Here is a 14,230-nt window from a genome sequence, read left to right on the forward strand (position 1 = left end):
GTTCATTTCCCCTTTTTCAATGCTTGTAAAAAGCTTGTTCCGTGCTCTGGCATTTCGATACCGAAGTTATCTGCAATCGTTGCAGCGATATCCGCAAATGTATTGCGCAATTCCAGTTTCTCTCCATGATCTGCACCAGTATGGTAAGCAATCAGTGGCACATATTCCCGTGTGTGGTCAGTCCCAGGCGCTACAGGGTCATTACCATGATCAGCTGTAATTATAAGCAAATCATCTTCTTTCAGTTTATCAAGTACTTCTGGAAGTCGTTTATCATAATCCTCCAGCGCCTGTGCATAGCCTTCCGGATCGCGGCGATGACCATATTTCGCATCAAAATCGACCAAGTTAAGGAAGCTGATGCCTGTAAAATCCTCATCCATACTTTCCACAATCTTCGTCATACCATCGTCATTGTCCTTTGTACGAACAGACTTTGTCACACCTTCGCCATCGTAAATATCAGAAATCTTACCTAGAGCGATGACATCAAAGTTCGCATCCTGCAAGCTATTCATTGTCGTTCTGCCAAAAGGCTTCAATGCATAGTCATGGCGGTTCGAAGTACGTTCAAAAGCACCTGGCTTACCAACGAATGGACGAGCGATAATACGCCCTACCATATAAGGATCATCCAATGTCATCTCACGTGCGATTTCACAAATCTTGTACAGCTCATCAAGCGGAATGATATCTTCATGGGCAGCAATTTGCAAAACAGAATCTGCGGATGTATAGACAATCATATCTCCAGTTTCCATATGCTGTTCACCAAGTTCATCTAAAATCTCTGTACCGGAAGCTGGTTTGTTACCGATGATACCGCGTCCAGTCCGCTGCTTCAATTCATCAAGCAATGCATCGGGGAAACCATCAGGGAACGTTCGAAAAGGCTGATCGATACGTAAACCCATAATTTCCCAGTGTCCAGTCATTGTATCTTTGCCATTAGATGCTTCCTGCATTTTTGTGTAAAAAGCTTTTGGCTGTTTGGCAGCTTGTATACCTTCTACTTCTCGAATGTTGCCAAGTCCAAGTGCTGCCATGTTCGGCATTTGCAAACCACCGCGGTGAGAAGCGATATGACCGAGTGTATCCGCTCCTTTATCACCGAAAGCTTCCGCATCAGGTGCTTCCCCGATGCCGACAGAATCCATTACTATAAGAAATACGCGTTTGAAATCCAAATTAAGTGCCTCCTAATTTACATCTTTAAGCCCGAGGATGATGTGTTTTGTAAATATCCTTCAGTCTTGTTTTCGTCACATGTGTGTAAATCTGTGTGGTACTGATATCTGCGTGTCCGAGCATTTCCTGAACAGCACGCAAATCAGCCCCATTCTCCAACAGATGCGTCGCAAAAGAATGACGCAGTGTGTGAGGGGTGATTTCTTTCTGTATCCCGGCATCCCGGGCTATCTGTTTTAATACCTTCCAGAATCCTTGTCGAGATAATGGGTTTCCGTGATGATTCACAAACAATATATCGCTTGCTTTGGACTTCAGCAGCCTCTTACGCGACCGGTTTAAATATTCCTCCAGCCTCGCCTTTGCCATATCTCCGAGCGGGACGATTCGTTCCTTCGATCCTTTTCCAAAACAGCGGACAAAGCCCATTTCCAGATGAAGATCATCCAGTTCCAATGCCAAGAGCTCTGAAACTCGTAGTCCTGTCGCGTATAGTGTTTCCAGCATAGCGCGATTTCGAAGCGTCAAAGTGTCAGTTCCTGGACATGTGAGCAGCTTGTCCACTTCGTCGGAAGAAAGGATCTTCGGCAGCTTACGTTCTTTCTTAGGCGTATCGATATGTATGCTTGGATCTTCTTTTAGTCCGTATTCGCGAAGCAAAAACTGATGGAAAAGTCGGATGCTGGACAATGTACGTGCTATCGTCGCAGCTGATTTCCCATCATCATGCAGCCAGCGCAAATAAGCAGTCAGCTTGGCTCGAGTCACGTGTGCCCATTCTTGCACTTCATTTTCCTGAAGATATCTTGCATATGTACGCAGATCTCGGGCGTAGGATTGCAGTGTATTCTCCGAAAGACCCCGTTCGATCTGCAAATAATGGATAAAGTCATCCAGTGCTTCCTGCATGTATCCTACTCTCCTAACCGGAAGAATAACGTCATCCTATCCACTAGACTTTCCTGCTCCATTGCTGCCACTTTCACTGCATTTCCCTCTGGAGGGTCATAGCGGTGATAGCTCTCATATTCACTATGGATGAACCGTAATCCAAAATAGAAGAAAGTAGAGCAAGCTACAAATACGAGCAGAAGTTTACAGGTGTCGAAGATGAATCGCTTCATGTACATTTCCCCTTTCTTAAGACTTGTCTTTGTAACAGACTATGCCAAAGAAAGCGGAATTTATACGTACAGGATAACGTTACCTCATTCCTGTTGTTTTGTAAATTGGTTAGTGAAACGAAAGAAAGCCTTTTCCATCTACTTGGAAAGGCTTCATCTGCTTATGATGTTCGGTTCACTTGCACAGTGGCTGCTTCGAGCTCTTCTTCCTTCTCACTAGCCTGACAGACACGGCAGATACCATGGAAAGTAAGCCGGTGATCCTTCACCTTGAATCCCCAGTCACTCTGGACGATCTTCTCGACATCCTCCAGCAGGTCTTCATCAATTTCCTCGACCGATCCGCATTCCATGCAGACAAGGTGATGATGGAAGTGCGTTGCCCCTTCTTTACGAAGGTCATAGCGGGAAACGCCGTCCCCGAAGTTTATTTTATCAACAATTTTCAATTCTGATAATAATTCCAGTGTACGGTATACAGTAGCCAAACCGATTTCCGGTGCTTTTTCCTTTACGAGGAGGTAGACGTCTTCAGCGCTTAAATGGTCCTCTTCTCGCTCCAGCAGCACACGTACCGTTGCTTCCCGCTGCGGTGTCAGCTTGTAGCTCTGCGCATGTAATTGCTTCTTTATGCGTTCAATGCGGTGTTCCAAGTGAATTCCTCCCTCGTAATCCCACACTTATTATATACTGATTGAGAAAAAGGTGTCAAATTATAATTATTATAAACAGCTAATTATAATCATTATTGATAGAAAAACTCAGAGCAAATCATTTACAAGCATTGACAGAAGAGGATTCGCAAGAAAAGTTTCGATGATGGATGCTGCAGCAGAACCTGCAATAAGAACTAAGAAAATGGTACTGTATTGGAAAAAATAACGTCTTAATGATAATGGAGACCGCTTGGCGATGAGCTTACGCAAAAGTGTAACAGAAAACAGCATCGCGCTCGTACCAGCAATAAGATATAGCGGGATGACGACTAGATTCTGCGGAGCAACAGCTGCCGCTGCAAGCGTAAGGCCTTTCCAGCCTAGCTGGTTGACAAGGAATCCAACACTGAACCCCATCATGAGCCCTTTGCTGAACAGCAGCATCCAGATGATTGGAATACCGATGATGGAAAGACCGAGCACATACAGGAATAACAGAAACTTGAGATGTGCAAGAAAACTCGATTGGAGAATCTCCTGCTTGCTGATTACTTGTCCTTGCTGTAACTGCGCAAAAAAACGTTCCAGATAATAAAACAAATCTTCCTTTTGCGTAAAGTTCATGCTGTTGACAACAATTGCTCCGAATATGATTCCGATCAGGAATAGAACAAGCATGAACAAATAGCTTGTAGCATGCTGCTTTAAGTGATGAAAGAGAATAAACTCCCGCTGTTTCATCTTATCTGCCTCCGTATTCTAGTCTAGTTACTAGAATCTATGACGAAAGCTTGTCTGATAGAACTATTACTTAGTTGCGTGCTTCAAGCGAAGATGCAGCAGGGCATACATTGTTTTCGCATCATGAATCCGTTCTTCTTTTACAAGCTCCTCCGCTTCTTCCAGAGTCAGTTCCATCAACTCGACAAATTCATCTTCATCACCGGCTACCTTTTGGGCAAGGAGTTCTATATCATCTGCTTCGTATACATGAAGTAACTCATCAGCAAAGCCTGGAGATGTATAGAAAGATCCAAGCTTTTTCAATGTTTTAGTTGTATAGCCTGTCTCTTCCTCAAGCTCTCTTACAGCCGTTACTTCTGGTTTTTCACCAGGCTCAAGCTTACCTGCCGGGATCTCAATAATCGATTTTTCTAGAGCTTTTCGGTATTGCTCGACAAAAATGATTTTCCCTTCTTTGGTAATCGGGATGATAGCTACTGCTCCAGGATGTTTGATTAATTCCCGTTTGGAAGTATTTCCGTCAGGTAAAGAAACAGTATCCACTTTTAATGAAATAACTTTACCTTCATAGATTGAGGATGTATCAATTGTTTTTTCTTCGAATTTCTTCATTATGTACACTCCTTTATATCGCTGCTTTCATCTTACCACAGCTTGCCCGGTACACATAAGTTGTCTGCAGTTCTGCTTACGCTTACACTGAACACGTAGGATAAAAAGAAAGGTGGGACCTTACAATGCAGAAAAGACGAGTTGGTACTTCTGATCTTCAAGTTTCTGAAATTTCTTTCGGGACAATGAGTATCGGTACAGACGAGCAGCAAGGCATTCGGCTGCTTCACGAAGCACAGGATCTAGGTATCAATTACTTCGACACAGCAGACTTATATGATCAAGGTAAAAATGAAGAGATTGTTGGAAAAGCATTTAAAGGAAGAAGAGACAAAGTGATTCTTGCCAGCAAAGTCGGAAACCGGCTAGATCCTGGAGGAGAGTCGTGGCATTGGGATGCGAGTAAGGAATATATTGTGTCACAGATTAAAGAAAGCCTACGCAGACTGCAAACTGATTATTTGGATCTCTATCAGCTTCATGGCGGGACAATGGATGACAATATCGACGAGACGATTGACGCATTCGAAACATTGAAAAATGAAGGCTTGATCCGTTATTACGGTATTTCTTCTATTCGTCCGAATGTCATCCGTGAATATGTGAAGCGGTCGAATATCGTTAGTGTTATGATGCAGTACAGCTTACTGGACAGACGACCAGAGGAGCAAGTACTCGATTTTCTTACAGATAATAATATCAGTGTCTTTGCACGCGGCAGTGTTGCCAAAGGAATGTTAAGTGACAAAGCCAGCGAGAAGGTAAAACAAAAAGGCGCAGATGGCTATCTGACCCACACCTACGAAGAGCTTCTGGCTGCCAGTGAAAAACTCCATGTGCTGGCTGAGCAGGAGCGCACTTCCGCCACTTCCCTTGCTGTGCGTTATGTGCTGCAGCACCCAGCTCTAGCTAGTGCGGTTATGGGAGCAAGTTCATTGGAGCAGGTGAAACAGAATGCCGGACTCTCTACTGATCCGCTCACTGATGCAACGTACGAGAAAATGCAGCAAGTCACCCGGCAAATTAATTATACTAACCATCGATAATGCAAATTAGAAGCTAGCAGGAATCTCCCCTGCTAGCTTCTGTTTTTTTCTCTATGAAATCCTTCTGAGTCAGGTGTGTCTGTGGAATCAGTGCATTCAAGTAGCCTTCTTTGCTGGATAATCGGAACACATTATTGCTGAAATCGAGCTTCACTTCCTCGGCAAAAAATACCTCCTGCTCTTGGTCTATCAATGCGGGTATAGTATCACTCTCAACCTCGATATCACGTGCTCGCGGTTCTTGTGCAAGACGGACTGTCGGGATGCCATTCACCTTACAGCCAATTCCCACCGTATCGTAGAATAAGACAAGATAACGATGCGTCTCATCTTGTAATGCTTGTATTTTTTCTAGAGCTGTTTCTGTAATCGTTAATTTCATGTTGTCTTCCTCCTTCATTTCTTGTTGAACTGTCCTCCAAGCAGCCTCTCAGTCAGCCCCGGCATTAGCTGATACATCTTGCTGCCGATACCCATCCAGCCTGGAAGGTTGATTTCACGCTTGTTCTTCCCGATGCTAGAAATGACTTTACGGGCTACTTTATCAGGCTGAAGCATATAGCGGGCACTTGCCTCACGATAGCGTCCGCTTGGATCAGCTGTGTCAAAAAAGTTTGTATTCATCGGTCCAAGATTCACCGTTGTTACTTTAACTCCATAAGGCTTTAGTTCCTGGCGAAGTCCATTGCTGAAGCCGATGATGCTGTGCTTACTTGCCCCGTAAACTGCTGCTTTAGGTGTAGTTACTTTACCCGCCATTGAACCAATCATAATTACATGTCCTCTCCCCTGCTTCAGCATACCTGGAAGTATTGCTGATGAAGCTTCCATTGCTGCCAGGGAATTAACTCGCATGGTTGTTTCTATTTGCGTTGGCTCTGTATCAGTGAAAAGACGGAAATAACCGACGCCCGCATTATTGATCAATACATCAATACGCTGATTTTCCTTTACGATCTGCTGCAAGGCAGCTTGCCATTCTTCGGCGTTATTCAGATCTGCCATGTATAACGTAACATCCGTCTGAAATCGTTCATTAAGCTCCACGGCTATCTTCTTCAGCTTTTCCTCAGATCTTGCGACGAGCAGCAATTGATAGCCAGCTCCCGCTGCTTCAACGGCCAGCTCTCTTCCAAGCCCACTTGAAGCTCCGGTAATCAACATGGTATTATTGTTTGCTTCCATATGCTGTACCTCTTTCTGTTTACCCATCTTTCGATCTGATTATGTACGGAATGCAAACCGAATGGCACGTTCCATCAAGTCAGGCAGCTTGCCAAAACTATAGGTTACTTCCAGACGTTCTGTCCACTGATGTGCATCCTTACCGTAAGGTCCCAGATGTAAAACTGGCATTTGCAACCCTTTCATCAAATCAGCCGGCAACGTGAAGCCTTTCTGCTGCAATGGCATATTAGATATCAAATCCTGTATCGCAGTTTTTGAAGTAGGCTTTCCAATAAAGCTCGAATCAGATAGACCCGGGAAAAATTGTACTTCGGTCAAATCAGTAGAAAATGTCGATCTTGCGTCGGACTGAATATCAGCAATCAATTTCTGTATATAAACATCGTTCTTAGATGAAACAGCAGGATAAAATGGCGGGCTGTAAAAAAGAACAATGACAGGAGCTAGATCGTGACACATGCTCACCAGTTCTTTAACAAGCTTAGTCGAAAAATCACGATCTCCTTCCTTCCTAGTCGTTACGAGTCTGTTTTGCCTTCTTTCCACTTCTGCTTTACCGAACCGATTAACAGCATGCGCATAAAGTTCTTCATAAAACATAGTCTTAATTTTGAAAGCAATTGGCTGAAATGCATTCGATTTTGCCGCAGAAAGATTCGCTTTTTGCTGATAATGTGTTTCTATCTTCCGGGCTGCTCGCTCCATTGCTTGCTTTAATTTCGTATTTATCTCTTGAATTGATTGTTCCAAAAACAGCACATTGTACATCGTCACTGCAGATACAGGAGTCTGGACAGAATAGGCTTCTTTCAGATCGCGCAGCATTAAGCTTACCGGCGGCGGAGTCACTTCTCCGTCCACTTCTTCAATGAAAGATTCTTGCAGCTCCAATTCCTGTGACAGATAACTAATCATCAGGTTAGCATTCAGACCTCCAAAGGGTTCACCCACATGTGTTTCCTTGCCATAACAGAAAAATCCGGGCAGTACTTTGCCGATGGAACCGCTATACATATAATTACCTGTATCACCTGGGTATTTGCTGAACACAGGTTCTCCGTTCATGCATAATTTGTATACCAGCTCCTCAGATGTCTGAAGCTGCTGCAAAACCTCAAGTGCGCGCAGCATACCGGCAGAATTCACCTCTTCATCCGGTACAGTCAACAATAGAATATTACCGTCGAAACTATCATCCATTGCACGCTCTAACATGGAAAGATGGATTGCAAGCCCTGCCTTCATATCCATCGTCCCTCTGCCAAAAAGCCATTCTCCTTGCTGAATTTCACCTTTAATATACGCTGGCAGTTCTACTTCATCATTCATATAAGCCGCAGTCAGGTCATGCACCTTAGTAGCTAGATGCTGGAATGTGCCAAAGTCCTCTGTTCCGACGACATCAAAATGACTGAGCAGGATAATGGTATCTTTTTTGTCAGATTTTTTTACTAGTGCTGTCAGAAGCTGACGGCCGTCCTTCAACGGATGAAGCTGCAAGTAACTTGGATGCTGCTGGAAGTAATGCTTTTGTTCCAGAAGCATATGAACATGCTCCGGAAAACGGATCTCTTCGGGAGAACCTGTAATACTCTCGATTTCGACAAGCTCTGCCAGTAATGCAACTAATTCGTCCTTCGTTTGCCACTGTTTCATGCAAGCACGTCCTTTCAAATTGACTTTTGCCAGTTTTTCTCGCACAATTCAACTATACGTCCAAGTTCGGGGTGAAACCATGTCTACCAAAATCTTTGCACATCGCGGTGCCAGCAAATATGCACCGGAAAATACGATGGCCGCTTTTCGGCTGGCAGAACTGATGCAGGCTGACGGCATCGAAACAGATGTGCAGCTAACGAAAGACCAAGTACCTGTCATCATTCATGATGAAACGATCAATCGCACGACGAACAAACGTGGATTGGTTCGTAATCTTACATATGAAGAACTAAGTCAAGCAGATGCCGGCGCCTGGTTCTCCCGTGACTATGCCGGTGAGAAAATCATTTCTTTAGATGCTTTTCTGCAATGGATAAAAAAGACACCTATGCTCCTCAACCTGGAGCTTAAGACGAACAAGTACCCTTACCCTGGTATCGAGAAAATCGTCTTACAGCACCTCACGGATCATGGAATGAAAGACAGAACGACTATATCAAGCTTTAACACAGATACTATTCGTCGTATTTCTGATCTGGATGATGATATTGATACAGGATTCCTTACATCAAGACGGCCACGTCAGCTTTTCTCCTTGATGGAAGAAATAGGAGCGAAAGCATTACACCCGAAATACCGCTTGCTGAATAAGAAACTTATTCAGGATTGCTTGCAGCATCACGTTCCCATACGGGTATATACAGTCAACCAGCCAGTTTATATACTACGAGCTCTTGAAGCGAATTGTGATGTTATCATCTCTGATGTACCAGATCGAGCACTCGAATTGCAAAAGGGCTATATAACTAGTTAATCAAACAATCGGAGGTCCTACAATGGCTACACCTAAATTATTTCAGCCTATCACATATAAAAATCGTACCTTTAAAAATCGCATTGTCGTCTCCCCGATGTGCATGTACAGCGTCGAAGAAAAAGATGGCAAAGTCACTCCTTTTCACATCACCCATTATGAAAGCAGGGCGATTGGGCAAGCTGGACTTGTTTTCTTGGAATCTACGGCTGTTACACCGGAAGGAAGAATATCCGATCAAGATCTCGGCATCTGGTCTGATGAACATATAGAAGGACTTCGCACTGTTAGTGAAAGAATCCAAGCTCATGGCAGCAAAAGTGGTATTCAGCTTGGCCATGCCGGCAGAAAATCAAGAGCGGAAAATCCCATCGTCGCACCAAGTAATTTGCCATGGGATGGTGAGTCAGTCGCACCGGAAGCTTTGACAGAAGAAAAGATTAGTGATTTGGTCGATGCATATCGCAAGGCAGCAATTCGAACAAAGGAAGCAGGATTCGATGTGATCGAAATTCATGCTGCTCATGGCTATCTTATCAATCAGTTTCTTTCCCCACTGACAAACAAACGAATTGATGCATATGGCGGGGCACGAGAAAATCGATACCGTTTTCTTCGAGAAGTGCTCGATGCAGTCAAACAAGTTTGGGATGGTCCATTATTCGTCCGTATTTCAGCTGATGAATATGCAGAAGGCGGCAATGGCATAAATGATTTTATTTACTACAGCATTGAAATGAAACGACAAGGTGTCGATGTAATCGACTGCAGCACAGGAGGAGTAGTCCCTGAGGGCCCATCGACTGTGTACCCAGGCTATCAAGTGGTTCATGCAGAACGGATACGAAAGCATGCTCTTGTCGATACTGCAGCTGTCGGCCTAATTACAAACGGACAAATGGCTGAGGAGATATTGCAAAATGAACGTGCTGACCTTGTTTTTGTCGCACGCGCAATGCTGCGAAATCCGTATTGGCCGCTCGAAGCAGCCGAACAGCTGAACTATAGATTGGAAGCACCGGCCACTTATAAGAGAGGCTGGTAACTGCAGGAGGCTTTTTATTATGGAACTACATTTTCTTGGAACAGGTGCAGGACTGCCATCGAAAGATCGGAATGTAACTAGCATTTGTCTGTCGATGCCGCAGGAGCGGCAAGCAGTCTGGATGTTTGATTGCGGCGAGGCAACCCAGCATCAGCTGCTTTATTCACCATTGAAACCTGGTAAAATCGAAAAAATCTTCATCACTCACTTGCATGGGGATCATATATATGGATTGCCTGGTTTATTATCTACGCGATCGTTCCAGCAGTCCGATTTGCAGCTCGAAGTATACGGACCACAAGGCATCAAGGAATTCATCGAAGTCTCTCTGCGTGTCAGCGGCAGTAATGTGGCAAGCTCTCTAATCATCCACGAGATTGAACCAGGTCGGATTTTTGAAGATGAAGGCTGGACTGTTGATGCCGTACAGCTTTCTCATGGCGTCCCCTGCCTTGGATATATCGTAGAAGAAAAAGCTGTACAAGGAGAACTTAAAGTAGAGAAGCTCAGACAAATGGGTATCTTTCCTGGTCCGATTTATCGTCAAATCAAAAACCAGGAAATAACTGAATTACCTGATGGGCAGAAAATTAAAAGATCTGATGTTGTCGGACCGGACAAGCCAGGCAGAAAAATAGCTATTTTAGGTGATACAACATATCTGCCTGAACTTAAGGATAATGTGGAGGACGCTGACATTCTCGTCCACGAGGCAACTTTTTCCGCAGATGAACCAGAAATGGCGAAGGCTTATGGACATTCAACCGCCTTACAAGCAGCAAGCTTAGCTAACGATGCAAATGTGAAAAAATTAATTCTGACTCATATCTCAGCACGATATCACCAAGACGATGCACAGCTATTAACAGAACAAGCTCGGACTGTTTTCCCTGAAACAGAGCTGGCAGAAGATATGCGCGTCTTTGATATACCTAAAAATAGCAGCGATTCATGAGAATCGCTGCTATTTTTTATAATCATCCAGAAAATCCTTTTGGAAGCTGGTTCTCATACTATCAGATGCTGATGAATGTAAGGTTCGAAAAGGATTTTTTCCAAATTTAGCTGTCAGTTGATCAATCGCCTGATATAAGCCCTCTTTTGATGCTTCTTTTTCGTAGGTGAACAGATCAAGCTGTTTGCCGACATCTTTCTTTTCTGCCACATCAAAAACGCTGACACCTAAGAGACGGATGGGTTCCCCGTTCCAATGCTTTTGCAGCAAGCTTTGCGCATGATTGAACACCTCGTTCGCCGATTCCATAAAATGCTGCAGCTTCATACTTCGGGTGATCGTCTTTCGGTCATGATAACGAATCATCAGCTGAATACCTTTTGCAATCGCTTCTTTTCGGTGCATGCGTTTCTCCACGCTTTTGGATAAGTCCAGTAATAATTTATCTAATTCTTTATCATCTGTCGTGTCCTGCGGTAGTGTTTGTGAGCTTCCGATACTTTTGAAGCTGTTCACTGCTTCCGGATCAACCGGTCGATCATCTAAACCATTGGCACGATTGGCCAATCTCTCTCCATTTACACCGAAGACTCGTTTCAGCTGATATCTATCCTTATGAGCTAAGTCACCGATTGTCTTAATGCCGAGCGACCTCATTTTCTCAGCAGTTTTTTCTCCTACACCGTACATTTCTTCAATTGGAAGCGGCCATAGCAATTCAGGGATATCACGCTTTCGCAATATTGTAATACCTAACGGCTTCTTCATATCGGAAGCCATCTTGGCTAGAAATTTGTTTGGAGCGATACCGATGCTGCATGGTAAATCCAGCTCCTTCAAGATACGGTCCTGAATTGTTTGGGCAATTTCCAAAGAAGATCCCAGATGAGCGTAATCCGTTACATCCATGTATCCTTCGTCAATGGAAACTGGCTGAATAATAGGTGTCACTTCCTGCAAAATTTTAAACATCTCGCTGGATGCTTTCCGGTACCGTTCAAAGTTTGGGCGCAGCACGAGCAATTCAGGACATAACCGCCTCGCTTCCCATAGCGTCATCGTCGTTCGGACACCTTTCTTCCTCGCTTCATAACTGCTTGTCACAACGATACCTTTCCGCTCGGCAGGGTTTCCGCAGATGGCGAGCGGTTTTCCACGGAGCGATGGATCGTATGCCATCTCAACCGAAGCATAAAAACTATTCATATCCACATGGAAAATTGCCCTTCCCTTTGCTTGCATGCTGTCCCTCCTCTCGATGCGAACTGTCGTTCTTATTATATCATGTTTGCAAAAAAAATAGGAGGTATGCGCCTCCTATTTATCAGCTGTTCGCAACCTCACGGATGATGGCTGCTACCAGTTCAGCTGTTTTAACCAATTCAGCTACTGGAATACGCTCATTAGTTGTATGGATTTCTTCATAGCCTACAGACAGGTTGACAGTCGGAATTCCAAAGCCTGCAATCACATTCGCATCACTGCCGCCGCCACTTCTTGTTAAGTTGCTATCGCGTCCAATGGTTTTCGCCGCAGCACGAGCAACTTCGACAACACGGTCTCCAGCTTGCTGCTTATAGCCTGGGTACATCACTTTCACTTCTACCTCTGCTCTGCCGCCCATATCTTCGGCAGTCTGTTCAAAAGCACGTTTCATTTTCTCAACTTGCTCTTCCATCTTACCCGTTTCCAAGGATCTTGCTTCGGCCAGGATTTCGACGTAATCACAAACTATGTTTGTCTGTTTACCACCAGCGAAGCTTCCGATATTCGCTGTCGTTTCTTCATCAATTCTTCCAAGAGGCATTTTCGAAATTGCTCTTGCTGCTAATGTTATAGCAGAAATTCCTTTTTCAGGTGCCACACCAGCATGTGCAGTCTTGCCATAAATCTTAGCAAGCACCTTCGCCTGAGTTGGAGCTGCCACGACAATGTCACCCACCGGGCCATCACTGTCAATTGCATAACCGAATGAAGCTGTCAGCAGGGATGGATCTAGTGCCCGGCTGCCGACAAGTCCGGATTCCTCACCAGCTGTGATTATGAACTGCACTGTACCGTGCTGCAGGTTCTGCTCGTTATAAACTTTGATCGTTTCAAGTATTGCAGCGAGCCCAGCTTTATCATCAGCTCCGAGAATTGTTGTGCCGTCGCTTGTAATATATCCATCCTTGATCTGAGGTTTGATTCCTTGACCGGGAACCACTGTATCCATATGAGAAGTGAAATAGATTGTTTCAGCTGTTTCGACCTCCCCTTCCCATGTGCAAATTAGATTATTAGCGCCATGTCCGGTTTTCCCCATAGAATCATCTTCCTGAACCTTAACGCCTAGTTCAGTGAATTTTCTTTTTAGCACTTCAGAGATTTCTTTTTCATTCCCTGTTTCCGAGTCAACTTTGACTAATTCGAAAAACTCTTCGACCAAACGATTTTCATTTACTTTTATCATAGTTATGTACTCCTATTCTATCTATTGGTTTCTCCTTGTCCCCTTAGCCGCTTCCCTGTACAATGGACATAAACAGATAAGGGGGAATCCACTTCAATGGCCAAGCATAATAAAAAAAGATCAAAGCAGAATTTTGCCATGAAATTCATGGTTTACTTGATGATATTCACGATGCTTATTTCCACACTCGCAATCACCCTGAGCTATTTTGTCTTCTAGGAGACAAAATAGCTCCATCTTCTACCCCAATTTCTTCAAACGACTTCCAGCCTGTCATGATTCTAACCTTCGTTCCGACTGGAACTTGTTCAAATAGTTCTTCAACATCTTCGTTCCGCATCCGTATACAGCCTGCTGAAACTCGACTGCCGATGGACTCCGGTCTATTCGTCCCATGAATACCAAAAGTACGTCCTTGTGTATCATTCGCGTTGAAACCAATCCATCTGCTTCCTAGTGGATTGTCTTTGTCACCACCTGCAATTTGTTTACGGGTATAGGCAGGATACTCTGTTTTGAACAATGTCATAAATAATCCTTCAGGTGTAGCTTCAGGTGTCTTTCCAGTGGCAACTGGATATATTTTAATCACTTTTCCATCATCAAGAAAGGCGAGCTGATTTGTCGTTTTGTTGACGATGATAAGCGGGCTTCCTGGCACTGGATTCTCCCCAAACGGCCATAAGGGGGAAAGGATAGACAGACAAGTTAAAGCTACAAGCATCGTACGCATAAGAACATCTCCTT

The 14,230-nt window shown here is 44.2% G+C and carries 17 protein-coding genes; 5 read left to right on the plus strand and 12 right to left on the minus strand.

What is annotated here, in order from left to right:
• Positions 1-2: 2 nt before the first annotated feature.
• From deoB to GZ22_RS08375, 6 genes are all read right to left on the minus strand, one after another.
• Complete coding sequence (gene deoB / locus GZ22_RS08350; protein ID WP_038561058.1) at positions 3-1,187, minus strand: phosphopentomutase; 1,185 nt, start codon at positions 1,185-1,187, stop codon at positions 3-5.
• Between the two features lie 25 nt (positions 1,188-1,212).
• Complete coding sequence (xerD, locus tag GZ22_RS08355; RefSeq protein ID WP_038561061.1) at positions 1,213-2,097, minus strand: site-specific tyrosine recombinase XerD; 885 nt, start codon at positions 2,095-2,097, stop codon at positions 1,213-1,215.
• Positions 2,098-2,102: 5 nt separating this feature from the next.
• On the minus strand, positions 2,103-2,312 hold the full coding sequence (locus GZ22_RS08360) for a DUF4227 family protein (RefSeq protein ID WP_038561065.1): 210 nt from the start codon (positions 2,310-2,312) through the stop codon (positions 2,103-2,105).
• 161 nt (positions 2,313-2,473) lie between these two features.
• Entirely contained in the window at positions 2,474-2,965 is a 492-nt protein-coding gene (gene fur / locus GZ22_RS08365; RefSeq protein WP_051748136.1) for a ferric iron uptake transcriptional regulator, read from the minus strand.
• A gap of 108 nt (positions 2,966-3,073) precedes the next feature.
• Entirely contained in the window at positions 3,074-3,709 is a 636-nt protein-coding gene (gene spoIIM, locus GZ22_RS08370; protein ID WP_038561067.1) for a stage II sporulation protein M, read from the minus strand.
• A gap of 66 nt (positions 3,710-3,775) precedes the next feature.
• Positions 3,776-4,324 (minus strand): NUDIX domain-containing protein, encoded by a 549-nt coding sequence (locus GZ22_RS08375; RefSeq protein WP_038561070.1) that lies wholly within the window; start codon positions 4,322-4,324, stop codon positions 3,776-3,778.
• A 125-nt stretch (positions 4,325-4,449) separates the two neighbouring features.
• On the opposite strand from GZ22_RS08375, the gene GZ22_RS08380 reads away from it, so the two are divergent.
• Positions 4,450-5,370, plus strand: coding sequence for an aldo/keto reductase (locus GZ22_RS08380; RefSeq protein ID WP_038561072.1), 921 nt, complete (start codon positions 4,450-4,452; stop codon positions 5,368-5,370).
• 13 nt (positions 5,371-5,383) lie between these two features.
• On the opposite strand, the gene GZ22_RS08385 is transcribed toward GZ22_RS08380, so the two are convergent.
• From GZ22_RS08385 to GZ22_RS08395, 3 genes are read right to left on the minus strand one after another with little or no spacing between them, the layout of a single operon-like run.
• Positions 5,384-5,752, minus strand: coding sequence for an iron-sulfur cluster biosynthesis family protein (locus GZ22_RS08385; protein ID WP_051748138.1), 369 nt, complete (start codon positions 5,750-5,752; stop codon positions 5,384-5,386).
• A gap of 14 nt (positions 5,753-5,766) precedes the next feature.
• A complete protein-coding gene (locus GZ22_RS08390; protein WP_038561074.1) occupies positions 5,767-6,555 on the minus strand; it encodes an SDR family NAD(P)-dependent oxidoreductase in 789 nt (262 codons plus the stop codon).
• Positions 6,556-6,594: 39 nt separating this feature from the next.
• Entirely contained in the window at positions 6,595-8,214 is a 1,620-nt protein-coding gene (locus GZ22_RS08395) for a M20/M25/M40 family metallo-hydrolase (RefSeq protein WP_038561076.1), read from the minus strand.
• Positions 8,215-8,293: 79 nt separating this feature from the next.
• Between GZ22_RS08395 and GZ22_RS08400 the strand changes: the two genes are divergently transcribed.
• From GZ22_RS08400 to rnz, 3 genes are read left to right on the plus strand one after another with little or no spacing between them, the layout of a single operon-like run.
• Entirely contained in the window at positions 8,294-9,031 is a 738-nt protein-coding gene (locus GZ22_RS08400) for a glycerophosphodiester phosphodiesterase (RefSeq protein ID WP_038561079.1), read from the plus strand.
• Between the two features lie 22 nt (positions 9,032-9,053).
• Positions 9,054-10,076 (plus strand): NADPH dehydrogenase NamA, encoded by a 1,023-nt coding sequence (namA, locus tag GZ22_RS08405; RefSeq protein ID WP_038561082.1) that lies wholly within the window; start codon positions 9,054-9,056, stop codon positions 10,074-10,076.
• Between the two features lie 19 nt (positions 10,077-10,095).
• Positions 10,096-11,031, plus strand: coding sequence for a ribonuclease Z (gene rnz, locus GZ22_RS08410; protein WP_038561085.1), 936 nt, complete (start codon positions 10,096-10,098; stop codon positions 11,029-11,031).
• A gap of 9 nt (positions 11,032-11,040) precedes the next feature.
• Here rnz and GZ22_RS08415 read toward each other — a convergent pair whose 3' ends face one another.
• Both GZ22_RS08415 and GZ22_RS08420 read right to left on the minus strand, forming a co-directional pair.
• Positions 11,041-12,273, minus strand: coding sequence for a DNA polymerase IV (locus GZ22_RS08415; protein ID WP_038561088.1), 1,233 nt, complete (start codon positions 12,271-12,273; stop codon positions 11,041-11,043).
• Between the two features lie 82 nt (positions 12,274-12,355).
• Positions 12,356-13,483 carry a M20/M25/M40 family metallo-hydrolase gene (locus GZ22_RS08420; RefSeq protein ID WP_038561091.1) on the minus strand — a complete coding sequence of 376 codons (1,128 nt, stop codon included), beginning with the start codon at positions 13,481-13,483 and terminating at the stop codon, positions 12,356-12,358.
• 159 nt (positions 13,484-13,642) lie between these two features.
• On the opposite strand from GZ22_RS08420, the gene GZ22_RS19110 reads away from it, so the two are divergent.
• Positions 13,643-13,702: a hypothetical protein gene (locus tag GZ22_RS19110; protein ID WP_366249913.1), complete on the plus strand. Its 60-nt coding sequence runs from the start codon at positions 13,643-13,645 to the stop codon at positions 13,700-13,702.
• On the opposite strand, the gene GZ22_RS08425 is transcribed toward GZ22_RS19110, so the two are convergent.
• The gene (locus tag GZ22_RS08425) at positions 13,677-14,216 is read right to left on the minus strand and encodes a L,D-transpeptidase (RefSeq protein WP_038561094.1); all 540 of its coding nucleotides are present in this window, start codon (positions 14,214-14,216) and stop codon (positions 13,677-13,679) included. The two genes, GZ22_RS19110 and GZ22_RS08425, sit on opposite strands and share 26 nt — an antisense overlap.
• Positions 14,217-14,230 lie beyond the last annotated feature (14 nt).

This window comes from Terribacillus saccharophilus, from assembly GCF_000725365.1.
Lineage (GTDB): Bacteria > Bacillota > Bacilli > Bacillales > Amphibacillaceae > Terribacillus > Terribacillus saccharophilus.

Coding starts and splice junctions, on each gene's coding strand:
- xerD (WP_038561061.1), bottom strand. CDS start 2,097: ATGCAGGAAGCACTGGATGACTTTATCCATTATTTGCAGATCGAACGG.
- GZ22_RS08360 (WP_038561065.1), bottom strand. CDS start 2,312: ATGAAGCGATTCATCTTCGACACCTGTAAACTTCTGCTCGTATTTGTA.
- spoIIM (WP_038561067.1), bottom strand. CDS start 3,709: ATGAAACAGCGGGAGTTTATTCTCTTTCATCACTTAAAGCAGCATGCT.
- GZ22_RS08375 (WP_038561070.1), bottom strand. CDS start 4,324: ATGAAGAAATTCGAAGAAAAAACAATTGATACATCCTCAATCTATGAA.
- GZ22_RS08380 (WP_038561072.1), top strand. CDS start 4,450: ATGCAGAAAAGACGAGTTGGTACTTCTGATCTTCAAGTTTCTGAAATT.
- GZ22_RS08385 (WP_051748138.1), bottom strand. CDS start 5,752: ATGAAATTAACGATTACAGAAACAGCTCTAGAAAAAATACAAGCATTA.
- GZ22_RS08390 (WP_038561074.1), bottom strand. CDS start 6,555: ATGGAAGCAAACAATAATACCATGTTGATTACCGGAGCTTCAAGTGGG.
- GZ22_RS08395 (WP_038561076.1), bottom strand. CDS start 8,214: ATGAAACAGTGGCAAACGAAGGACGAATTAGTTGCATTACTGGCAGAG.
- GZ22_RS08400 (WP_038561079.1), top strand. CDS start 8,294: ATGTCTACCAAAATCTTTGCACATCGCGGTGCCAGCAAATATGCACCG.
- namA (WP_038561082.1), top strand. CDS start 9,054: ATGGCTACACCTAAATTATTTCAGCCTATCACATATAAAAATCGTACC.
- rnz (WP_038561085.1), top strand. CDS start 10,096: ATGGAACTACATTTTCTTGGAACAGGTGCAGGACTGCCATCGAAAGAT.
- GZ22_RS08415 (WP_038561088.1), bottom strand. CDS start 12,273: ATGCAAGCAAAGGGAAGGGCAATTTTCCATGTGGATATGAATAGTTTT.
- GZ22_RS08420 (WP_038561091.1), bottom strand. CDS start 13,483: ATGATAAAAGTAAATGAAAATCGTTTGGTCGAAGAGTTTTTCGAATTA.
- GZ22_RS08425 (WP_038561094.1), bottom strand. CDS start 14,216: ATGCGTACGATGCTTGTAGCTTTAACTTGTCTGTCTATCCTTTCCCCC.